The 18,902-nt window shown below is 59.5% G+C and carries 23 protein-coding genes, 1 tRNA gene and 1 pseudogene; 8 read left to right on the top strand and 17 right to left on the bottom strand.

The window, feature by feature from the left end; all coding sequences use genetic code 11:
• Positions 1-2 precede the first annotated feature (2 nt).
• From AC2FIR_RS16510 to AC2FIR_RS16495, 4 genes are all read right to left on the bottom strand, one after another.
• Positions 3-278, bottom strand: a complete 276-nt coding sequence (locus AC2FIR_RS16510; RefSeq protein WP_170609668.1) for a DUF1467 family protein — start codon at positions 276-278, stop codon at positions 3-5.
• A 22-nt stretch (positions 279-300) separates the two neighbouring features.
• The gene (gene mce / locus AC2FIR_RS16505) at positions 301-705 is read right to left on the bottom strand and encodes a methylmalonyl-CoA epimerase (protein ID WP_496745625.1); all 405 of its coding nucleotides are present in this window, start codon (positions 703-705) and stop codon (positions 301-303) included.
• A 96-nt stretch (positions 706-801) separates the two neighbouring features.
• Entirely contained in the window at positions 802-1,728 is a 927-nt protein-coding gene (gene argF / locus AC2FIR_RS16500; RefSeq protein WP_170609664.1) for an ornithine carbamoyltransferase, read from the bottom strand.
• A gap of 74 nt (positions 1,729-1,802) precedes the next feature.
• A complete protein-coding gene (locus tag AC2FIR_RS16495; protein ID WP_496762760.1) occupies positions 1,803-2,990 on the bottom strand; it encodes an aspartate aminotransferase family protein in 1,188 nt (395 codons plus the stop codon).
• A gap of 293 nt (positions 2,991-3,283) precedes the next feature.
• Between AC2FIR_RS16495 and AC2FIR_RS16490 the strand changes: the two genes are divergently transcribed.
• Together AC2FIR_RS16490 and AC2FIR_RS16485 are read left to right on the top strand one after the other, a co-directional pair.
• Complete coding sequence (locus tag AC2FIR_RS16490; protein ID WP_496745629.1) at positions 3,284-4,162, top strand: DMT family transporter; 879 nt, start codon at positions 3,284-3,286, stop codon at positions 4,160-4,162.
• A 122-nt stretch (positions 4,163-4,284) separates the two neighbouring features.
• Positions 4,285-5,520: an MFS transporter gene (locus AC2FIR_RS16485; RefSeq protein WP_496762758.1), complete on the top strand. Its 1,236-nt coding sequence runs from the start codon at positions 4,285-4,287 to the stop codon at positions 5,518-5,520.
• On the opposite strand, the gene AC2FIR_RS16480 is transcribed toward AC2FIR_RS16485, so the two are convergent.
• Positions 5,517-6,320: an ABC transporter permease gene (locus tag AC2FIR_RS16480; protein WP_496745768.1), complete on the bottom strand. Its 804-nt coding sequence runs from the start codon at positions 6,318-6,320 to the stop codon at positions 5,517-5,519. The genes AC2FIR_RS16485 and AC2FIR_RS16480 overlap by 4 nt on opposite strands.
• Before the next feature lie 126 nt (positions 6,321-6,446).
• On the opposite strand from AC2FIR_RS16480, the gene AC2FIR_RS16475 reads away from it, so the two are divergent.
• Together AC2FIR_RS16475 and AC2FIR_RS16470 are read left to right on the top strand one after the other, a co-directional pair.
• The gene (locus tag AC2FIR_RS16475) at positions 6,447-7,022 is read left to right on the top strand and encodes a GcrA family cell cycle regulator (protein WP_480914736.1); all 576 of its coding nucleotides are present in this window, start codon (positions 6,447-6,449) and stop codon (positions 7,020-7,022) included.
• Positions 7,023-7,027: 5 nt separating this feature from the next.
• Positions 7,028-7,672: an NUDIX hydrolase gene (locus tag AC2FIR_RS16470; RefSeq protein ID WP_480490312.1), complete on the top strand. Its 645-nt coding sequence runs from the start codon at positions 7,028-7,030 to the stop codon at positions 7,670-7,672.
• A gap of 19 nt (positions 7,673-7,691) precedes the next feature.
• Here the strand turns inward: AC2FIR_RS16470 and AC2FIR_RS16465 are convergent, their stop codons facing one another.
• From AC2FIR_RS16465 to AC2FIR_RS16435, 7 genes are all read right to left on the bottom strand, one after another.
• Complete coding sequence (locus tag AC2FIR_RS16465) at positions 7,692-8,822, bottom strand: energy transducer TonB family protein (RefSeq protein ID WP_496745633.1); 1,131 nt, start codon at positions 8,820-8,822, stop codon at positions 7,692-7,694.
• A complete protein-coding gene (locus AC2FIR_RS16460) occupies positions 8,819-9,196 on the bottom strand; it encodes an ExbD/TolR family protein (protein ID WP_170609652.1) in 378 nt (125 codons plus the stop codon). Before AC2FIR_RS16460 ends, AC2FIR_RS16465 begins: the two co-directional genes overlap by 4 nt.
• Positions 9,197-9,200: 4 nt before the next feature.
• Positions 9,201-9,566, bottom strand: coding sequence for an ExbD/TolR family protein (locus AC2FIR_RS16455; RefSeq protein ID WP_480914640.1), 366 nt, complete (start codon positions 9,564-9,566; stop codon positions 9,201-9,203).
• Complete coding sequence (locus AC2FIR_RS16450; RefSeq protein WP_170609650.1) at positions 9,559-10,224, bottom strand: MotA/TolQ/ExbB proton channel family protein; 666 nt, start codon at positions 10,222-10,224, stop codon at positions 9,559-9,561. The genes AC2FIR_RS16455 and AC2FIR_RS16450 overlap by 8 nt, the downstream gene beginning before the upstream one ends.
• Positions 10,221-10,655: a hypothetical protein gene (locus tag AC2FIR_RS16445; protein ID WP_170609648.1), complete on the bottom strand. Its 435-nt coding sequence runs from the start codon at positions 10,653-10,655 to the stop codon at positions 10,221-10,223. The genes AC2FIR_RS16450 and AC2FIR_RS16445 overlap by 4 nt, the downstream gene beginning before the upstream one ends.
• Before the next feature lie 198 nt (positions 10,656-10,853).
• Positions 10,854-11,432: a PA14 domain-containing protein gene (locus tag AC2FIR_RS16440; protein ID WP_480914643.1), complete on the bottom strand. Its 579-nt coding sequence runs from the start codon at positions 11,430-11,432 to the stop codon at positions 10,854-10,856.
• Positions 11,433-11,548: 116 nt separating this feature from the next.
• Positions 11,549-12,001 carry an Lrp/AsnC family transcriptional regulator gene (locus AC2FIR_RS16435; protein WP_496716700.1) on the bottom strand — a complete coding sequence of 151 codons (453 nt, stop codon included), beginning with the start codon at positions 11,999-12,001 and terminating at the stop codon, positions 11,549-11,551.
• 73 nt (positions 12,002-12,074) lie between these two features.
• Here AC2FIR_RS16435 and AC2FIR_RS16430 point away from each other — a divergent pair, with 73 nt between their 5' ends.
• Positions 12,075-12,671 (top strand): LysE family translocator, encoded by a 597-nt coding sequence (locus AC2FIR_RS16430; protein WP_496745636.1) that lies wholly within the window; start codon positions 12,075-12,077, stop codon positions 12,669-12,671.
• A 1-nt stretch (position 12,672) separates the two neighbouring features.
• Here AC2FIR_RS16430 and AC2FIR_RS16425 read toward each other — a convergent pair whose 3' ends face one another.
• Positions 12,673-13,506 (bottom strand): AraC family transcriptional regulator, encoded by an 834-nt coding sequence (locus AC2FIR_RS16425; RefSeq protein ID WP_496745638.1) that lies wholly within the window; start codon positions 13,504-13,506, stop codon positions 12,673-12,675.
• A 605-nt stretch (positions 13,507-14,111) separates the two neighbouring features.
• Between AC2FIR_RS16425 and AC2FIR_RS16420 the strand changes: the two genes are divergently transcribed.
• Positions 14,112-15,074: an acetyl-CoA carboxylase carboxyltransferase subunit alpha gene (locus AC2FIR_RS16420; RefSeq protein ID WP_170609638.1), complete on the top strand. Its 963-nt coding sequence runs from the start codon at positions 14,112-14,114 to the stop codon at positions 15,072-15,074.
• A 4-nt stretch (positions 15,075-15,078) separates the two neighbouring features.
• On the opposite strand, the gene AC2FIR_RS16415 is transcribed toward AC2FIR_RS16420, so the two are convergent.
• The 3 genes from AC2FIR_RS16415 to AC2FIR_RS16405 all read right to left on the bottom strand — a co-directional run bounded on the left by AC2FIR_RS16415 (position 15,079) and on the right by AC2FIR_RS16405 (position 17,707).
• Positions 15,079-16,209: a lytic murein transglycosylase gene (locus AC2FIR_RS16415; protein WP_496762753.1), complete on the bottom strand. Its 1,131-nt coding sequence runs from the start codon at positions 16,207-16,209 to the stop codon at positions 15,079-15,081.
• 124 nt (positions 16,210-16,333) lie between these two features.
• Positions 16,334-16,981, bottom strand: a complete 648-nt coding sequence (locus AC2FIR_RS16410) for a GntR family transcriptional regulator (RefSeq protein WP_170609635.1) — start codon at positions 16,979-16,981, stop codon at positions 16,334-16,336.
• 30 nt (positions 16,982-17,011) lie between these two features.
• A complete protein-coding gene (locus AC2FIR_RS16405; RefSeq protein ID WP_170609633.1) occupies positions 17,012-17,707 on the bottom strand; it encodes a M48 family metallopeptidase in 696 nt (231 codons plus the stop codon).
• Between the two features lie 100 nt (positions 17,708-17,807).
• Here AC2FIR_RS16405 and AC2FIR_RS16400 point away from each other — a divergent pair, with 100 nt between their 5' ends.
• Both AC2FIR_RS16400 and AC2FIR_RS16395 read left to right on the top strand, forming a co-directional pair.
• Positions 17,808-18,125 carry a TIGR02300 family protein gene (locus tag AC2FIR_RS16400; protein ID WP_170609631.1) on the top strand — a complete coding sequence of 106 codons (318 nt, stop codon included), beginning with the start codon at positions 17,808-17,810 and terminating at the stop codon, positions 18,123-18,125.
• A gap of 146 nt (positions 18,126-18,271) precedes the next feature.
• Positions 18,272-18,347, top strand: a tRNA-Ala gene (locus tag AC2FIR_RS16395).
• 143 nt (positions 18,348-18,490) lie between these two features.
• Here AC2FIR_RS16395 and AC2FIR_RS16390 read toward each other — a convergent pair.
• Positions 18,491-18,826, bottom strand: a pseudogene (locus tag AC2FIR_RS16390) (thermonuclease family protein); the annotation flags it as partial.
• Positions 18,827-18,902 lie beyond the last annotated feature (76 nt).

Genomic DNA, 18,902 nt, shown 5'->3' with positions numbered 1-18,902 from the left:
GGCTATCCCTGGCGGTCAAGCTGGTTCAGCCAGTCGAAATCCTGCACCGAGATCACGCCGGACACGATGATACCGGCGATGATGGCCCACAGGACGGCCGAAATCCCGGTGGTGATCCACATCTTTTTCTTCATGTGATGCACTTCCGGAGCACCCGCATGGGTGCCCGGAACGATCTCGCCCAGATCGCCCTGCGTTTTGATCCGGATGGGCAACACCACCAGCAAGGTCATGAACCAGATGACCGCAAACAAAACTATCGCTGCCGTGATCGTCATATCAGATCCTCCGAGGCTGTGGTCAGACCTGCTCGAGTTCGACCAGACATCCGTTGAAATCCTTGGGGTGCAGGAACAGAACAGGTTTGCCGTGGGCACCGATCTTGGGCTCTCCCGACCCCAGAACACGGGCACCGGTTTCCTTCAGGTGGTCACGAGCGGCAATGATATCTTCGACCTCGTAACACACATGGTGAATGCCGCCCGCAGGGTTCTTTTCCAGAAACCCGTTGATCGGGCTGTTGTCGCCCAGCGGATAGAGCAGTTCGATCTTGGTGTTCGGCAACTCGATGAAAACGACGGTTACACCGTGGTCCGGCTCATCCTGAGGCGCGCCAACCTTTGCGCCCAGCGCGTTACGGTATTGCGCGGATGCGGCTTCGAGGTCCGGAACGGCGATGGCGACGTGGTTCAAACGTCCGATCATTGTGCTCTCCTGTCGTTTCTGCGTTGCAGCGTTTATGGGCGCAGACGATCAAAAGGGCAAGGCGCGACGGCCCCACCCAGTGATTGCCTTCAGGCGTCAGACACCCAGACACCAGCGCATGACCGCCTTTTGCGCGTGAAGACGGTTTTCGGCCTCATCAAAAATGACCGAGTTCGGGCCATCCATAACCTCGGACGTGGCTTCCTCTTCCCGGTGCGCCGGCAGGCAATGCATGAACAACGCGTCGGGTTTGGCGTGGGCCATCAGTTCGGCATTGACCTGATAGGGGCGCAGCAGGTTGTGACGGCGTTCCTTGGCCGACTGGGAATCGTGCATCGAGACCCAGGTGTCGGCGACCACCAGATCGGCACCTTCAACCGCTTTGTAGGGATCACGTTCGACCACGATCTTCGAGCCCTTCTGACGGGCAAAGCCCATGAACTCTTCTTCCGGATCGAATTGAGCGGGTCCCGTGAACGTCAGATCGAAGCCGAACTGGCCTGCAGCATGCAGGAACGAAGCACACACATTGTTGCCGTCGCCTGTCCAGACCACCTTCTTGCCGGCGATGGGGCCGCGGTGTTCTTCAAACGTCAAGACGTCCGCCATGATCTGGCAGGGATGGGTGCGATCTGTCAGACCGTTAATGACGGGGACATCCGAGTACTCGGCCATTTCGGTCAGGATGGTTTCGTCAAAGGTCCGGATCATGATCATGTCGACGTAGCGCGATAATACACGGGCGGTGTCGGCGATGGTTTCGCCATGGCCCAATTGCATATCCTTGCCGGACAGAACCATGGTCTGCCCGCCCATCTGGCGCACTCCCACATCAAACGACACGCGGGTTCGGGTCGAAGGCTTTTCGAAGATCAGCGCGACCATGCGATCCTTAAGCGGCTGTTCATCGTCATGAGCCGCCTTGGGGCGGCCGAGGCGCGCCTTCTTCATGGCGTCGGCTTGATCGATCATGCTGCGCAGGGCTGCTGCATCGGTTTTGTGGATGTCGAGAAAATGGTTCATTTCATTTCGCTTTTGGCTGTCGGACGCCGGGGGCCAGCCCCCGGACCCCCAGAGTATTTGGGAAAAGATGAAGATCAGGCGGTTGCGAGACTGGCTTCGACCTGTCGGGCGGCTTTTTTCAGGCGGATCATGGCCTGCGCGATATCGTCCTCGGTCAGCGTGAGCGGTGGCAGGAGCCGAATGACGTTGTCGGCGGCAGGGACGGTGATGACCCCGTTGTCATAGCCGGCATTCACCACGTCGATATTTGTCGGCTTGCATTTGAGGCCCAGCATCAGACCGGCGCCGCGCACTTCTTCGAAAACGTCAGGATGATTGGCGATCAGGCTTTCGAGTTTCTGGCGCAGCAGGCCGGCCTTGCGGTTCACGCCTTCGAGGAAAGCCGGTGTGGCGACCTGATCGATCACTGCACAGCCTACCGCGCAACCCAGCGGGTTGCCGCCATAGGTGGACCCATGTGTGCCCGCTGTCATGCCGTTCGCCGCATCCTCGGTTGCCAGCACGGCGCCCAGCGGGAAGCCCCCGCCAATACCCTTGGCAACCAACATGATATCAGGCGTAATACCAGCCCATTCATGAGCAAAGAGCTTTCCGGTACGGCCGACACCGCATTGCACTTCGTCCAGGATCAGCAGGATCCCGTTATCGTCGCAGATCTGGCGCAGCGCCTTGAGTTCCGCATCCGGAACCGGGCGAATGCCCCCTTCGCCCTGAACGGGTTCGATCATGATCGCTGCTGTTTGTTCAGTGATGGCGTTTGTGACACCTTCCAGATCACCGAATGCAACATGCACGAAGCCGGGTAGCAGTGGACCGAAGCCTTTGGTCATCTTCTCGGACCCTGCGGCGGCGATACCTGCCGAAGAACGCCCGTGAAAAGATCCCTCGAAGGTGATGATCTCGATCCGGTCCGGCTGATCTTTGTCATAGAAGTGCTTCCGAGCCATCTTGACGGCCAGTTCACAGGCTTCGGTACCGGAATTGGTGAAGAATACGGTATCCGCGAATGTGTGTTCGACCAGTTTGTCGGCCAGCGCCTGTTGTTGAGGGATCTGGTACAGGTTCGAAACATGCCACAACGCGTGCGCCTGATCCGTCAGAGCCGCAACCAGTGCCGGATGCGCGTGACCCAGCGCGTTCACCGCGATCCCGGCGCCGAGGTCAAGAAAACGTCGGCCGTCCGCCTCGGTCAGCCAGGCACCTTCGCCTTTCACGAATGAAAGCGGTGCGCGATTGTAGGTCGGCAGAACGGACGGGATCATCGGATCATCCTTTTCAGATTGGTTAAGCCCCGTGAGTGATACACGAAGGCCGGTTTCGTCAACTGATTTGGTGGAGATTGCGCTGATTTGAACAGCACAAAGGATCAACTGGGCCGGTTACGCGGTCAGGCGTCGGCGTCGGAGGCGCAGGATATGTGCGTGTTTGATCATGCGGGCCGTATAGCGGGACCTTCGGTTTCTGAAAACCCCGAAATTGAGTGGATCGCATAATTTCACTCTGACACAAGCATTTGGCACTTGTCATTTCGCCCTGCGTCGCGCACCGCTGAACCATGACCCCGGCGCGCCAGAACCCTGCCCTTGCGGCTATTCTCATCTTTGTTGCAAGCGCGCTGATCGCGGGCACAACACTGCTGGCCAAGGCGCTGGGCACCGATACGCTTGGTCTGGCGCTGCATCCGATACAGATCAGCCATGGGCGGTTTCTGTTTGCCTTTGTCGTGATCATCAGCGCGGTCTTCGCGCTGCGTCCGAACCTGCGGCGACCTCATTGGGGGCTGCATGTCGGGCGGACCAGCTTTGGCTGGTTGGGGGTCACGCTGATGTTTGCCTCGGTCGCGTATATTCCAATAGCGGATGCGACTGCGATTTCCTTCCTGAACCCCGTCTTTGCGATGATGCTTGCTATCCCACTTCTGAAAGAGGGGGTCGGTCCCTGGCGCTGGCTGGCGGCAGCGGTGGCCCTGACAGGCGCGCTGATCCTGTTGCGCCCCACGCCGGCCAGTTTTCAGTCCGCAGCGCTTTTGGCGCTGACGGCGGCTGCGGTGATCGGGATGGAGCTGATATTTATCAAGAAACTCTCGGGTCGTGAAATTCCGATCCAGATTCTGCTGGTGAACAACTCTATGGGGCTGGGCATCGCAACGGTCGCGGTAATTGCGGTTTGGCAGCCGCCCACCGCAGCACAATGGGTCGCTCTGGCGGGGATCGGTGGGCTGATGGCCTGTGCGCAAGCCTGTTTTGTCAACGGTATGGCCAGGGCTGACGCCTCATTCGTGGCGCCGATCAGCTACGCGACCCTGATCTTTGCCGCCCTGTACGATTTTGCTGTTTTTGGCGTAATTCCGGATGCGGTCAGCTTGGCAGGCTCGGCCATCATCCTGACCGGCGCCCTGATTCTGGTCTGGCGCGAGGCCCGCGCGCGGCAATAAAAATATCCGGAAACTTCCAACGCTTTGGCCCGAGGGCGACCTCGGTGTCGCAAATCTTCACGACACCTGATCCGAGACCCGCATTCTGGTCGAAGTTGTTTGTTGTTTAGAGAGATTACGCGATGCACGAACGCCGAATCCCGGAATGGGTCCGCCATGCTCCTGCCCCGTCGGTTCGCGAGTTTGGACTGCTTGCGGGTTTTGAGGCGATTGTTCGGGGCATTTTGATTTCGGTCTTTCCGCTGGTGATGTATCGCGCGCTGGGCTACGCGTCTTCGGTTTCCTTTGTGTATTTTCTGGTGGGGATCGTGTCACTGACGGCCGGTCTGATGGTGCCATTCATCATTCGCTTCATTCCGCGGCGCTGGGCGTACACCATCGGCTGCGTGATGTTCATGGTCAGCGCTGTGCTGGCCATCGAGGGCAGCCCGACCGCCGTGGTGACTGCCTTGGCCATAAACACGGTGGCGACAGTTGTGACATTTGTCTGCTTCAACGCTTACGTGCTGGATTACATCAGCAAAATCGAACTTGGACGCTGCGAAACCAGCCGCATGTTTTACAGCGCGCTGGGCTGGACTGGCGGACCGATGGCCGGCGTATTGCTGATGGAACTATGGGCACCAGCGCCTTTCGTGATCAGCGCGGTCGCCTCTTTTGGCATGCTGATCCTGTTCTGGAGCATGCGCCTGGGCAATGGCAAACTGATCACCAAAGCACGCGGACCGGCAACGAATCCACTGGCGTTTCTGCCTCGTTTCTTCTCCCAGCCCCGGCTGGTGGCCGGATATCTGTTTGCGATGATCCGCTCGTGCGGCTGGTGGATCTATGTGGTCTACCTGCCAATCTTTGCCATTCAGAACGGGCTGGGTGAGCAGCTTGGCGGCATTCTGCTGTCGGGAACCAATGCAATGCTGTTTGTCGCCCCATTGATTCTGCGCTGGGTCCAGGCGCGGTCTTTGCGGGCTGCGGTTCGGACGGGTTTTGCCGCCTGTGGGGTCTGTTTCGTCGTCGCCGGGGCGGTGGCGGGATGGCCCACCGCGTCGGTTGCGGCGCTGGTTTTGGGGTCGGTCTGGCTGATCGTGCTGGATATCTGCGCCGGGTTGCCATTTCTGATGGCCGTGAAACCGTCGGAGCGGACCGAGATGTCTGCTATCTATTCCAGCTATCGGGACGTATCGGGCATTCTGACGCCGGGCGTGGCCTCACTGGTACTTCTGGCTACGCCGGTTGCAGGCGTGTTTGCGGCCGGCGGCGTTGCCCTGTTTGGGGCATGGGCGGTAGCTGCACGGTTGCACACTAGGCTGGGACGACCCCGGGTCCCGTTGCAGCCGGGTGCGCTGGCCGAAGCCGCCTAGGCCTTTAGCCGATACCCTGTGCGCAGCATCTGCCAGGTCAGCGCGCCTATCAGGCCCGTTGCGCCTGCGCAGACGGCCATGCCCAGCCACGGCGAACTGTCGGACACGCCGATCATCCCGTAACGCAACCCGTCAATCAGATAAAAGACGGGATTCAGATGGCTCAGGCGGTTTAGCACCGGTGGCAAGGCTTCGACCGAGTAGAAGGTGCCCGACAAAAAGGCCAACGGTGTGACAATGAAATTGGTGATCGCCGCCATCTGGTCGAATTTGTTGGCGAAAATTCCGGCAAGCAGCCCGAGTGCCCCCATGAAAGCGCCGCCAAGCAGCACAAAAAACAGCGCTGTCAGCGGATGTTGCGGCACCAGCCCCAGAACCACTGCCAGCGCGATGGCGACAACGCAGGCTATCAATACGCCACGTGCGATGCCGCCGGCCAGATAGCCCAGCAAAATCTCCAGCGGCGAAAGCGGAGGCATCAGAGTGTCGACAATGTTTCCTTGCACCTTGGCGATCACCATCGATGATGATGTGTTGGCAAAGGCGTTCTGAATGACTGTCATCATCATGATGCCCGGGGCCAGGAAGATCAGGAACGGCACACCCATCACGTCCGGCCTGCCGGGGCCGATAGCGATATTGAAGATCAGCAGGAACAACCCCGCGGTCACCAGCGGGGCCAGCAAAGTCTGCGTCCACACCGCCAGAAAGCGCAGGGTCTCGCGCTGCGCCAGCGTGTAAAGGCCCATCCAGTTCACTACTCCGAAATGGCGCGTATTCTGATCTGCGGGAATTTGCATCATCTGACCTCAACCTGATTCGAAGACAGCTTGTAACTCGGGCTGCAGTGATTAAAATAGGGGGCTGATACGAATTCCCAAGGCGGCCCGAATCCGGGGCCGCTTTCCGCTTTTGAAAGGCAAATGATGTCCTGGACTGACGAGCGTGTAGAACTGCTGAAGAAGATGTGGGGCGAGGGCCAGTCGGCCAGCCAGATCGCCAAGGAACTGGGTGGTGTGACCCGCAACGCCGTGATCGGCAAGGTGCACCGTCTGGGCCTGTCGAACCGGACCACGGGCGCGGCACCGGCCAAGGCTGAACCCAAGGAAAAACCAGCCTCCGAACCAAAGGCGGAAGCCAAGCAAAAACCTGCACCTAAGACTGAACCGGCACGCCCGGCCCCTGCCCCGGCAGCCGAAGCCAAGCCCGCCATTCCGGCCCGTCGTCAGATCATCCCGGCCGGTCAGCCCCTGCCGCCGCAACCGTCGGCCAACGAGATCAGCCCCGAAGCGCTGGCCAAGGTCAACGAGGTCGAAAAGAAGGCCAAAAAGCTGACTTTGATGGAACTGACCGAGAAAACCTGCAAATGGCCGGTCGGCGACCCCGCAACCGAAGATTTCTGGTTCTGCGGTCTGCCGGTTGAACAGGGCAAACCCTATTGCGAGGCGCATGTGGGCGTGGCCTTTCAACCCATGAGCGCCCGCCGCGACCGCCGTCGCTGACCGGGATGCGCCAGGATCCGACCGCGCTGGAGGATACCTGGCTTGCCCGGGCGAAACGTCTGCTGGCGCTGTCCGAGACCGGGCAGCACTTTACCACGGACGGTTTTGATCGCGAACGCTATGACGAGATCGCCGCTTTGGCGCGCGCCATGCTGGCTGATCTTGGCCACGTCCCGCTGTCACGGATCGAAGGGCTGATATCCGACCATACCGGCGGTTACGCAACGCCCAGCATTGATATTCGCGGCGCAATTATTCGCGACGGCCGAATCCTTCTGGTCCGTGAACGCAGCGACGGACGATGGGCAATGCCGGGCGGTTTTGCCGATATCGGCAGTTCCCCGGCGGAAAACATAGAACGTGAAGTCTGGGAAGAGGCCGGACTGCGGGTCCGCGCACGTCAGCTTTACGCGCTGCGACACAAGGCACGCCATCCGTATCCGGCGGACATACGAGATTTCTACAAACTGTTCTTTCTGTGCGAAGAAAGCAGCGTCACAGCACCAGAACCAGGCATGGAAACAAGTGAGGTCGCGTTTTTTGCGCCCCAGGATCTTCCGGAGCTGTCTTTGGTTCGGAATCTGCGGTCAGATATCGAAGCCGCATTTACGGCACTCACGAACGGGTCGACTGTCACCCTGTTCGATTGACATCAACTTCCCGCCGTAATCAGTTGTTCTGGTAGAAGAATGACAGCTTGCGGCTGGTTCCGCTGGGCGGGCGTGGGAACGGCGCGGCGCGCCTGACCTGTTCGCGGGCCGCGCGTTCAACTTCGAGCGAGCCGGAACTGTCCACGATTTCGACCCAGGCCAGCGAACCGTCGGGATCGATCTGGAAAAACACCTGCGCAAAACCTCGGGCCGAAACAAAAACAACCGGTGCGCGATTCAGATGTACCAGAACCTGCCCGGCATAGTTGGTTACATCGGAATTCCCAGGCCCGCGCCCGCCCGAGCGCGATCCCCCGCTGCCCTGCCTGAACCTATCGATGCCTTCGCGGCGATAAACGGTCAAAGGCGAATCGACTACCTGATCAGGAAAACGCAAGTCGCTGAAATCCCTCGATCCCTTCAATACACCTTGCCGTTCCGATGTTGGCCGCCGGTCCGGAACGCGTGGCCTGATTGAGGTGGTCACGGCGAGCTCTGATTCTTCAGCTTCTTCCACTGTTTCCGCCGCATCCGGTATCGGTGACAGGGCGGCGATCTCCGGTTCCACCGCTTCCTGCACGGGTGGAACAATGGCCGTGACCGGCGGGGTGGCAGCCGCTTCGGGTACGACAGGCAGAGCGGCAAGCTGTTCGGGTTCTGCCGCTGCCTCGATTGCATCAGGATCGCCCTGAGGCGCTTCGGCTGCGGCTTCCGCCTCGATGGGATCGGAGTTGGCTTCATCGGCACTGGGTTTGTCGTCACCATCGGCTTCTTCGGCTGTAACTGAAGGCTGGACCGGCTCTGCAATCTCTGGCTGAACGATTTCGGCTTCGCCGGTATCAGGGGACGGCACCGGTTTTGGGTCATTTGAGGCGACCAGCGCCTCGGTGATCGGAACCGGTTCCGTCCGTTCGGGTTCGGGCGGCGTTTCCTCTGGCGGCTCGGGCGTTTCAGCAGGCTCGGGTTCGACGGGCTCCGCCACGGGCTCGACCAGGTCCTCGAAGGCATTGCCCATTGCCACCCTGTCAGGCCGGGTATCCGGTGTCTCAGATCCGGGCAGCGCCGGTGTCGTCAGGGTAAGCCCCATCAAGTGAACCATCACCGATATCGCGATCGCCACGGCGGCAATCAAGGCAGACCCGCGGATCATTCGAGCGCCTGTTCGGTCACGACAAAGACCGATGTTGCCCCCAGACGGCGCAAGGAAGTGGTGATTTCGATCAGGCGCTGACCCTGCGCATTGCGGTCCGGAACGATCCGTACCGGACCTGCATCATGGGTTTGCATATAGGCCTCGGCGCTGGATGGAGCACCGCGAAAACTAAGTGTTCCGTCGCTGTGCAGCACCAGCGCGTCAGGTGGTTCGCGCCCGGCCAGATCGGACGTGTTCACCAGCTCAAGATCCCCGTCCATTGGTGGTGCCAGCGTGCCCGTGATCAGAAAGAAAATCAGCATCAGGAAGATGACATTGATCAGCGCGATGGTGGAATCACGTTTACGGCTGGGGCGGGTACGGCGGATCATGGCCTTACTCCAGCACCAGAACGCTGAGGTCTTCACGGCCGCGCAGCAGAGCCAAAATATCAACTAGATGCTGTGCTGTGGCGTCGTTGTCCATGCTGATCAGAACCTGACCCGCTTCGACCCGGGCCGCCAGTTCCTCGGGCGTGACCGGCGCGCCGTTCAGTACTAGCCGGGTCGCCCCCAATTGCACGAAAGCACGTTCCGACGGCGCATCCGAGGCCGCCCCACCGCTGGTTGCGCTGCTTAGTTCGATCTCGCCAAAGCGGGAAAAGGTCGAGGACAGCATGAAGAACAACAAAAGCAGGAAAATGACGTCAATGAGTGGCGTCATCGACAATGGGCGGCGAACGAAGGGTGCGGTATTACGCATGTTCGGGCGCGACCGGGGTATGCGCTCTGCCCGTCGCGGCCTGAATGCCCTGCCCCGGAACCAGCACGGTTCGCAGTGCCTTGTCAGCGAACACACGCTCGCGTGCTGTCCGGCTTTCGAACCACGACAAAACCATCGAGGTTGGCATAGCGACCGCCAGCCCGACTGCCGTGGTGATCAGCGCAACCCAGATACCGCCAGCCAAAAGCGAGGGATCGACCGAAGCCCCGGCGGATTGCAGGCTCTGGAACGCTTCGATCATACCCAGAACGGTTCCGAACAGCCCCAGCAGCGGCGCGAGTTGCGCAACGGTATCAAGCAGGCGAAAACCCCGCTCTAACCCCGCCAGCGCCAGCCCGGCCTCGGCATCCAGCCGCTCGGACAGGCCCGGTGCATCCGGTGCGTCCATCGCCGCATTCACGAGCGGAGCAAGGTAGCTGTGGCTTTGTGTCAGACGGTCACGCGCAAGCTGCCGATCACCCGCATCCCAGGCCGCCAGCGCCTGAGACAACACCCGATGCCGACCCACGCCGCACGCGGCAAACTGCCAGAGCTTGTACAGCGTGACGGCGAGCGTCAGCACCGACATCACGATCAGGATCGCAACCACCGGCCCACCCAGGGCCACGATCTCGCGCAGCGCAACCAGCGGGCTCATCCCAGTAGCTCCACGTCGACACGGCTGCCAAGCGTCAGCGTTTCCCGGCATATGTCGCTTTCTGCCCCGTTGACCTGACAGGAATTCGTACCGTTAAAAAGAACCTGACCGATCTTCTCGCAGGACAATCCGGAAAGGTTGAACTGGCGCACGCGCATACGGCCCTCGGGAAGGTCCCTCAGAAGCAGGAGCGTCAGGCGATCCACGCCTCCGGAGGTGTCGAAAATCACGGCTTCAAACGAAACAGCGTCAACACCTTGCCCCGTGTCATTTCTCACCACGAAAGTCATCTGGCAGGCGTCATCAATATCCTGAAGTGTGTTGAGTTCGACAAACAGTTCCGCCGCAGAGTTTTCATCAGATTGCGCCAGCGCCATGGCGGGCAACATTCCCAGAAAGAGCCCGGCTAGCGCGAGACGTCGAATTAACATGTGCGGGCTCCCGAAAGTCCATCAGTTACTTTGTTGACCCCGGGGATCGCACCCGGGGTGTGGTTTTCATACCCAAGATAGGTGCGATGAAAAAGACTTGCAGGCGGCCTTGTGAAAATTCGTGCATTTTTTGGGAAAAGCCCGACATGCCTGATCAAACAGACCTGTTGGGCCAACCGACTGTTGCCCCGCTTGGCGTCAGCGCCCGAATGCGCTGTTCGGGGTCCATTTCATTTTTTCACCCGCTTTGCCCCATTTCATCATCAAGCAGGATGTTCCGTACTTCTGGAAATACTTGATATTCAGCGGGTACCATCCGGCCTTTGGCACTTCGACCTCGGTGCGCTGGTTGGCTTCGCAGCCCTGGCGTCCGTTGACATACCCAATCTGTTGACCGCCGACATAGGCGTCAATTCCATCGTTGGACCAGGTTTCCAACTCGTAAACGCCGGGCGAGTCAAAACGGATAAACCCGGTGATCTCCGCCGCCACATTATAGGCTTCGTTGAAAGTCATGACAGGATCACCATCCGATGTGTCACGGTAATCCAGTCCCCTCAAAGGCGGACCCGCCTTGGCCTTTTTCAACAGGAAATCAACTTTGGCGAGGTTCTGAATCTTGCGCGGTGGATTCCCCTCCCATGCGTATTTCACATTCAGTCCCGCCTTCGCGTTGGGCTGCGGGTTTGCGGGTTGCAGTTTCAATGGCGCGGACATGGCCGTGCTGCCGATTACTGCCGCGACTGCGGCCAGCGCACCGATCCGAAAGAGTTTCATGGTCTTCTCCCTGAGTGTGGTCTTTTGGGGTTTCTCCCCTTCCGACCTTTTTATTGCGAAGACACTAGGACGTGAAAATTCACCTCGCAAGTCGGTTGAAGTTCACAATCTCAACGTCAGGCCCTTACGTCCTTTGGTGAATCCATTACAACATAGGACGTAATTGAGGTCACATGCGGCAGGGTTCCCAGCACCTCGGTATGGAAAGTCTTGTAGGACGGCAGGTCGGCACACTCCACCCGCAGCAGATACTCGATTGTTCCGGTAGTATTGTGGCATTCAACCACTTCCGGCGCACGCTGCAATGCGCGCTCGAACCCTTCCTGCGCAGCCTTGGTATGCTCGCCCAGCCCTACGCCGATATAGGCCACAAACCCCACTCCCAGGGCTGCGGGGTTCAGAACCGCGCGATAACCCGTGATGACACCGGCACGTTCCAGCTCCTGCACGCGGCGCAGACAAGCAGATGGCGACAGACCAACACGGTCAGCAAGGTCCAGGTTGCTGATACGACCGTCCCGGGACAGCTCTCGCAATATTTGGCGGTTTATTTCGTCAATCTTGGTCATTGATTGCAAAACTAAGGGAAGCACGCATCAAAACGCAATTTCATTTACCGGTTTTGCCGCAATTATTCGCTTCATGACCTATGAACTTCTACTCGCCCTGATCGCTTTTGCATTCGTTTCCTCGATCACGCCGGGGCCGAACAATCTGATGTTGATGGCATCGGGTGCCAATTTCGGGTTCCGGCGCACCGTCCCGCATATGCTGGGGGTCGGGCTGGGCTTTACCTTTATGGTTCTGCTGGTGGGAACCGGGCTGGTTCAGGTCTTTGACCGTTATCCGGTCAGCTATACGATACTCAAAATCGCATCCGTGATTTATCTGCTGTACCTGGCCTGGAAGATTGCCAATGCCGCGCCCACGCAAGATCAGGCCGCGAAGGGTACACCAATGACGTTTCTTCAGGCCGCCTCGTTTCAATGGGTCAACCCCAAGGCGTGGGCCATGGCCCTGACAGCAACTGCCGCTTATACGCCGGATCAGACGCTGGGTGCGATCATGGTGGTTGCACTGGTTTTCGGAGCGGTCAACCTTCCCTCGGTCAGCGTCTGGACCGTACTTGGGCAACAGATGGCGCGCGTTTTAACAAACCCGCGCCGCCTGCTGGCCTTCAACTGGACCATGGCGGTGCTGCTGGTGGCCTCGCTTTATCCGGTGCTGTGGCCGAGTTGAGCTATTTCAGTGGCAGACAGATTTCAGTCAGCAGGTCTTCTGGCACGGTGTCGCGCGGATCGTTGAGGTAAATTTCATAGCAAGGCCGATCCGCCGGTTCTTCACCGGATTCAGGCAGCCAGTTGCCGAACAGGCTGTGATAGGCAGCGTGAATACCTGAATACGGGCCCTTGTAGGTCAGCACAGCGGTATTGCCGCCGGGGATTTCCAGCGCTTCCATACCATCGGGGGTCGCACCACCGCGATGTTCGGCACCGGCATAGCTGCGCAGTTGATCTTCGGGCACGTCATCGGGACTGTCGAGGTAGACCCCGATAGCAGGACCCATCTGCGGCCACAGTTGGCGGGATTCGCACAAGGTACCAAAGGCTTCAAAGCTTTTGCCGATCTCGGCATAAGCGCCTTTGTGTGGCAGCGCGACGACACGGCGGGCGGGTTCGGTTCGTTTCGTAACAGGGTGCATTGGATATTCTCCGGTTCTGAAATGTGGGTTGGCTGGCAGGCATTGCCCGGCCTTGCGAAAACCGGCGGGGCTGCTGCCATAGGCCTCGGAAAAGGCCCGCGCAAAGGATTTCAGGTTGTGATAGCCGATATCAGTGGCCACCTGCGCAACCGGCTTGTCGGATTGCACCAGCCAGCACGCCGCCCGATGCAACCTGATCCGGCGCACGGCCTGCGCACAGGTCTCGCCCGTGATGGCGCGAAACACACGATGCCAGTGAAACCGCGACATGGCGGCGACGTCGGCCAGCGTGTCCAGTGACAGATCGCCTGCCGGGTGGTCATGAATGTAGGCCAAAACACGCAGGATACGATCTTCGTAACTGGCTGTCATCGGTTCCCTTCCTTCTTCCTGCCGCACCGGGATCGCATATTCCGCGACCACAAATCTTGCTGAATTCTCACCAACCAATACCCCACCCACTGAAACGCTACGATCTTCGCTTGGACCAATCCTGAGCCCGAACGATGGCCCAAAACAATGGACTTGCATGACATGTCTCACTCACTAGTTTGGCCGCGGTTTGGCTGCTTCCGCATTTTTTGACTACTTGCAGAGAAGCCAAAAACACTCTTCTGCCGACGCAGGGCATGATCGCCGGGCATTTGGCTCAGAACGATCCCAGGTCTGAAACCCTAATTGAAGATCAGCCAAGCCTTGGTCGGAAACTGATCAGCGATCCGTTCGGCGACATTACGGATGCGGTTCATCAACATCTGGGACCCGTCGATGCCACGAGCGATAGTCAGATCTGTCGAGCCAAAAACACGGGATGAAAGCGAGAAAGGTGTCTAAATGCTGAAGGCGGGCGCCAATGGCCTTGCGCCTGAGAAACAGCCATACCCGTTACGGATCAGGTTCAGGACCCCGCTTGCCTTGTGTTGCATTCCTCTGGCGGCAAGTTCATATAGCGGGGAACTTCCGCGTTGAGAGGCGTCATGACCCAGTATCTGGATTTCGAAAAACCCCTGGCCGAGATCGAAGGCAAGGCCGAGGAACTGCGCGCGCTGGCCCGTGCCAACGAAGAGATGGACGTGGCCGAAGAAGCTGCTGCGCTGGACGCCAAGGCGGCCAAACTTCTGGATGAACTGTACGGCGATCTGACCCCGTGGCGGAAATGTCAGGTGGCGCGCCACCCGGAACGCCCCCATTGCAACGATTATGTCGACGCGCTGTTTACCGAGTTCACGCCCCTGGCCGGTGACCGGAACTTTGCCGACGACCTGGCCGTGATTGGCGGTCTGGCGCGGTTCGAAGACCAGCCGGTGATGGTGATCGGGCACGAGAAAGGCTCGGACACCAAGTCGCGGATTGAACGCAATTTCGGCATGGCCCGCCCTGAAGGCTACCGCAAGGCCGTACGTCTGATGGAGATGGCTGGCCGTTTTGGCCTGCCGGTGATCACGCTGATCGACACCGCAGGCGCCTATCCCGGCAAAGGCGCCGAAGAACGCGGCCAGTCCGAAGCAATCGCCCGGTCGACCGAGATGTGTCTGAAAATCGGTGTACCACTGGTCTCGGTCATCATCGGCGAAGGCGGTTCGGGCGGTGCGGTTGCGTTCGCTACGGCAAACCGTGTCGCGATGCTGGAGCATTCGGTCTATTCGGTGATCTCACCCGAAGGCTGCGCCTCGATCCTGTGGAAGGACTCTGAGAAAATGCGCGAAGCGGCCGAGGCCCTGCGCCTGACCGCGCAGGATCTGCACAAGTTGGGCGTCTGTGACCACATCATCGCCGAGCCCAAGGGCGGTGCCCATCGTGATCGTCCGGCGACAGTTGAGGCAGTGCGTGCATCAATCACGGCCATGCTGGCCGAATTGGAAGGCAAAGACGCAGCGGCCCTGATTAAGGACCGCCGCCAGAAATTCCTCGACATCGGATCGAAAGGGTTGGCGGCCTGAGCCGTCAGCCCCCAAGCCTGCGCAGCAAGTCTGCCGAAGGTGTCCCAGTTACCGCCAGACCACTGGCCCGCTGGTAGTCGCTGATGGCGGCTTCGGACTTCTTGCCGATCACACCATCCGCCCCTTCCGTATCATACCCGGCCGACGTCAAACGACGCTGCAACTCCTTGCGGTCCTCGAGGGTCAGGCCGTTCTCGTCCGGACCGAATGAGGCCTGAAACGGCGCGCCGCCGGCGATCCGGTCGGCCAGATGCCCGACACCGATCGCGTAGCTGTCCGAGTTGTTGTAGCGCTTGATCACCTGAAAATTGCGGAACACCGCGATGCGCGGTCCGGGCGTCTGCGGCTGCAGCACTGCGACAGGTGTGCCTGACACCGTTCCGACCTCGCCACCCCACTTCTGGCCCCGCACCCAACCGGCGCGCGCCAGATAGGCTGCGGTCGAAGCCAGTGAGTCGGTCGGATCGTCCGACCAGATATCCCGTCGCCCGTCACCGGTGAAATCCACCGCGTAGGCCAGATACGACGTCGGAATGAATTGGGTATGCCCCATCGCCCCGGCCCAGCTGCCGGTCATATTGTCAGGGGTCGTATCGCCGTTCTGCAGGATCTTCATCGCTGCGATCAACTGCTTTTCAAAGAACTCCCCGCGCCGTCCGTCGTAGGCCAGCGTCGACAGTGCCGATACAACGGGCACATCGCCCCGACGCGCGCCATAGCGACTTTCCAGCCCCCAGACCGCCACCACGAATTCACGGTCGACGCCGTATTGGGCTTCAATTTGCGACAAAGTTGCGCCATGGCGCTGCAGCATCTGTTTGCCGGTGCTGATCCGCTCGTCCGAGGCCGCAATGGCCAGATAATCCTCGAGCGAGCGCTTGAACTCGACCTGGTTGCGGTCGCGTTCGATCACGCCGGGCAAATAACCCGCCCCCTGAAACGCACGATTGATTGTGGTCTGCGAAATACCCTGAGACGCCGCGCGTCCCTTGAACCCGGCAACCCAGGCATCCCAGCCTGCATTGGGCACAGCCTGCATCCGTGTGGCCGGCGCGCGCGCAGGTGAACTGATATCGGAACAGGCGGCCAGCAGCGCCGACCCAAGCCCCATAGAAAAGGTCCGTCGATTGATCATGTCTGAAATCTGCTCTTGTTGTGGTTTTGGCCAGAGTAACGCAGACCGCGCTTTTGAGCCAGAACGTCGCTGGCCTGCGCCTGTCTCGAATGGGGCAACCGGGATGTCGTCGGCAATAAGCCGCCTAGCTGACCAGCAACCGCAAGCCCTGCGTCACATCGGACCGTACCGCCAGCCGTAATCCTGGCTCATCGCCAGCCTTGAGCGCAGCTATGATCAGCTTGTGGTAGTGTGGCGGCTCTGTGCGCCGTAGCCGCCCATAGAGTGCGCGCATCGTCGGACCCAGTTGCAACCAAACGGTTTCCGCAATTGCCAGCATCGCCGGTGCCTGCGCCCGAAGGTACAAAGTGCGGTGGAACTCAAGATTGGCGCGGATATACCCGACCGCATCCCGTTTGGTTACCATTTCCGCAACCGTCATGTTGATGCTCTGCAGCCGGTCAATCAGCGCCATGTGCGCCCGCGGCAGTGCCCGGCTTGCCAGTTCAACCTCAAGCAGGGCGCGCAAGGCCGCGAGTTCCTCGATCCGGTCGTTGCCAAGTTCCGGGGTCGATACGCGACCTGACGACGACAGGGTCAGGGCCCCTTCGGCTGCCAATCGGCGCACCGCCTCGCGGGCCGGTGTCATGGATACGCCAAACTCTTTGCCGATCCCGCGCAGGGTCAACGCCTGCCCCGGGGCAATATCCCCATGCATGATACGGGACCTGAGCGTCCGGTAGACGCGGTCGTGCGTTGCGGTCTGGGACTCGGTGGAACGTGTGCTCAACATGCGCCCATGTGATCACAAATATCAGCCGGGTCAACTCGTCCCGGCTTCAAATCGGTATTGATGCAGCCGCGCACCGTTGTCGCGCAACCACCGCCGCTGATCCTTGCAGGGTCCGAAAATCCGCTCGACCTGCGCCCAGAAGGCCGGAGAGTGGTTCATCTCAACCAGATGAGCCACCTCGTGGGCCGCGACATAATGCAGAATTTCTGAGGGTGCCAGAATCAGGCGCCACGAGAACATCAGCGCACCGGCGGAACTGCACGATCCCCAGCGCGACCGCGTATCCCGAAGGGTCAGGCTTTTGTACGGACGGCCCAACATGGCGGCATAGTCATCGCAGGCTTCTGTCAACCGGTCGCGCGCGAGTTCCTTGAGGAATCGCGCCAGTCGTCGCCCCTCGGCCCCCGAAGGAACCGCGATCTGGTCGTCATGCATCTGGATCCTTCGCCCCGTCGCGGCAACGATTTTTCGCTCGGACCCTTCGATTGGAAGGAAACCGCCGATTTCCACCGGCGTCCGGCCGGGCTGGTTCTGCAGATGCTGCCGGATCCAGTTTTCTTTTGTGCGGGCGAAACTCAGCGCTTCGGCCTCGGGCACGCCTTGCGGGAAGGTCAGCGTGACCCGCCCGTCCAGTTGGGAAATCCGCAGACTGATCCGCCGTGCCCGCGCCGACTTGCGCAATGTCAAAGGCACCGGAGGCGTCCCGGGCAATGCATGTTTCCCCATATCCCAACTTCTCCTGCGCAAAGGCTTTGACAGTGCCCGCCGCATGTGGCACGTGACCTGAATCGTTGATACGACTCACCTGATATCAAGGGGATTTGACATGCCCAAGGAAGAATGGGGCGTAAAGCGCGTTTGCCCGACCACTGGCAAGCGGTTTTATGACCTGAACAAGGACCCGATCGTAAGCCCCTACACCGGCGAGATCGTGGTTATGGAAACCGGCAAAAGCCGGATGATCGCCGCCGACGCCGAGGATGCTGCATCCGCCAAGGCGCGTGAATCGCAGTCTGACGATGACATCGCTCTGGACGATGACGTCGATGTCGATCTGGACGATGATCTGCTGGATGATGACGATGACAATGACAACGTGTCGCTGGACGACATCACTGACATGTCATCGGAAGACGAAAACTGAATTCGTCCCGAGGCGGCCCCCGGCCGCCTCGTTTCATTTTTGCGGATCAGCAAGACGGCAAAAATTTTGCAAAACCGATTTTTTGGACTTGCACTATCCGGCACCGTCTCATAAACGTCCGTCCACCGCACAGGCGGTACCTGCATGGGGCCTTAGCTCAGTTGGGAGAGCGCTTGCATGGCATGCAAGAGGTCAGGGGTTCGACTCCCCTAGGCTCCACCAAACCTTCTTGAAGACACTCCGGTTTTCCCCCGTCTCACCCCCCCCAGACCCGCACAGAAGTAGGACGCTGATGGCGCTCAATTTGCGGCGCGTACCGGTGGCCGTGCAAATTCGGGGCGCATGGGCGATGCATTCTATTACAGCTAGTTGTTCAGTTTCCGGGCAGCCTGCTTTGCTTCATATCGCTCCCATAGCCCCATATGTCCATTTTGCCGCGCGTTTGCGAGCCAGAGCTTTTTTCGAGCATCAGGCATTTCCAAAGATCGATATTTCCCGCCCGAGTACTTTCCCCAGTCTATCGCAAGCCCAAGTTTGACCATTTCTGCCGATAAATCACGACCATCCTCCAAAAAGCATCTGGCGACAGTTCGCCCGTGGGTGTCCTGCTCGGTTACTTCCGCCCTGATTTTTTGTCCTTTGCAGAGGGACACCAGCGCCCACTTCGCTTTCTTTCCATATGGGTGGCTCATCTCTGGTGCGCCAACACCTCCATATTTCTAAGGTTTATTGGGGAAAACAGCCGCTTTTGTACCACATTTGCAGGAGCATGCGTAC

This window comes from Ruegeria sp. CDSB136, assembly GCF_059610965.1.
Note: the sequence above shows the minus strand (reverse complement) of the source record. Positions and strands in the feature narration are given on the sequence as shown.

Excerpts from the sequence above, each read along its gene's own strand:
- AC2FIR_RS16510 (WP_170609668.1), bottom strand. The coding sequence starts at position 278 with ATGACGATCACGGCAGCGATAGTTTTGTTTGCGGTCATCTGGTTCATG.
- mce (WP_496745625.1), bottom strand. The coding sequence starts at position 705 with ATGATCGGACGTTTGAACCACGTCGCCATCGCCGTTCCGGACCTCGAA.
- argF (WP_170609664.1), bottom strand. The coding sequence starts at position 1,728 with ATGAACCATTTTCTCGACATCCACAAAACCGATGCAGCAGCCCTGCGC.
- AC2FIR_RS16495 (WP_496762760.1), bottom strand. The coding sequence starts at position 2,990 with ATGATCCCGTCCGTTCTGCCGACCTACAATCGCGCACCGCTTTCATTC.
- AC2FIR_RS16490 (WP_496745629.1), top strand. The coding sequence starts at position 3,284 with ATGACCCCGGCGCGCCAGAACCCTGCCCTTGCGGCTATTCTCATCTTT.
- AC2FIR_RS16485 (WP_496762758.1), top strand. The coding sequence starts at position 4,285 with ATGCACGAACGCCGAATCCCGGAATGGGTCCGCCATGCTCCTGCCCCG.
- AC2FIR_RS16480 (WP_496745768.1), bottom strand. The coding sequence starts at position 6,320 with ATGCAAATTCCCGCAGATCAGAATACGCGCCATTTCGGAGTAGTGAAC.
- AC2FIR_RS16475 (WP_480914736.1), top strand. The coding sequence starts at position 6,447 with ATGTCCTGGACTGACGAGCGTGTAGAACTGCTGAAGAAGATGTGGGGC.
- AC2FIR_RS16470 (WP_480490312.1), top strand. The coding sequence starts at position 7,028 with ATGCGCCAGGATCCGACCGCGCTGGAGGATACCTGGCTTGCCCGGGCG.
- AC2FIR_RS16465 (WP_496745633.1), bottom strand. The coding sequence starts at position 8,822 with ATGATCCGCGGGTCTGCCTTGATTGCCGCCGTGGCGATCGCGATATCG.
- AC2FIR_RS16460 (WP_170609652.1), bottom strand. The coding sequence starts at position 9,196 with ATGATCCGCCGTACCCGCCCCAGCCGTAAACGTGATTCCACCATCGCG.
- AC2FIR_RS16455 (WP_480914640.1), bottom strand. The coding sequence starts at position 9,566 with ATGCGTAATACCGCACCCTTCGTTCGCCGCCCATTGTCGATGACGCCA.
- AC2FIR_RS16450 (WP_170609650.1), bottom strand. The coding sequence starts at position 10,224 with ATGAGCCCGCTGGTTGCGCTGCGCGAGATCGTGGCCCTGGGTGGGCCG.
- AC2FIR_RS16445 (WP_170609648.1), bottom strand. The coding sequence starts at position 10,655 with ATGTTAATTCGACGTCTCGCGCTAGCCGGGCTCTTTCTGGGAATGTTG.
- AC2FIR_RS16440 (WP_480914643.1), bottom strand. The coding sequence starts at position 11,432 with ATGAAACTCTTTCGGATCGGTGCGCTGGCCGCAGTCGCGGCAGTAATC.
- AC2FIR_RS16435 (WP_496716700.1), bottom strand. The coding sequence starts at position 12,001 with ATGACCAAGATTGACGAAATAAACCGCCAAATATTGCGAGAGCTGTCC.
- AC2FIR_RS16430 (WP_496745636.1), top strand. The coding sequence starts at position 12,075 with ATGACCTATGAACTTCTACTCGCCCTGATCGCTTTTGCATTCGTTTCC.
- AC2FIR_RS16425 (WP_496745638.1), bottom strand. The coding sequence starts at position 13,506 with ATGACAGCCAGTTACGAAGATCGTATCCTGCGTGTTTTGGCCTACATT.
- AC2FIR_RS16420 (WP_170609638.1), top strand. The coding sequence starts at position 14,112 with ATGACCCAGTATCTGGATTTCGAAAAACCCCTGGCCGAGATCGAAGGC.
- AC2FIR_RS16415 (WP_496762753.1), bottom strand. The coding sequence starts at position 16,209 with ATGATCAATCGACGGACCTTTTCTATGGGGCTTGGGTCGGCGCTGCTG.
- AC2FIR_RS16410 (WP_170609635.1), bottom strand. The coding sequence starts at position 16,981 with ATGTTGAGCACACGTTCCACCGAGTCCCAGACCGCAACGCACGACCGC.
- AC2FIR_RS16405 (WP_170609633.1), bottom strand. The coding sequence starts at position 17,707 with ATGGGGAAACATGCATTGCCCGGGACGCCTCCGGTGCCTTTGACATTG.
- AC2FIR_RS16400 (WP_170609631.1), top strand. The coding sequence starts at position 17,808 with ATGCCCAAGGAAGAATGGGGCGTAAAGCGCGTTTGCCCGACCACTGGC.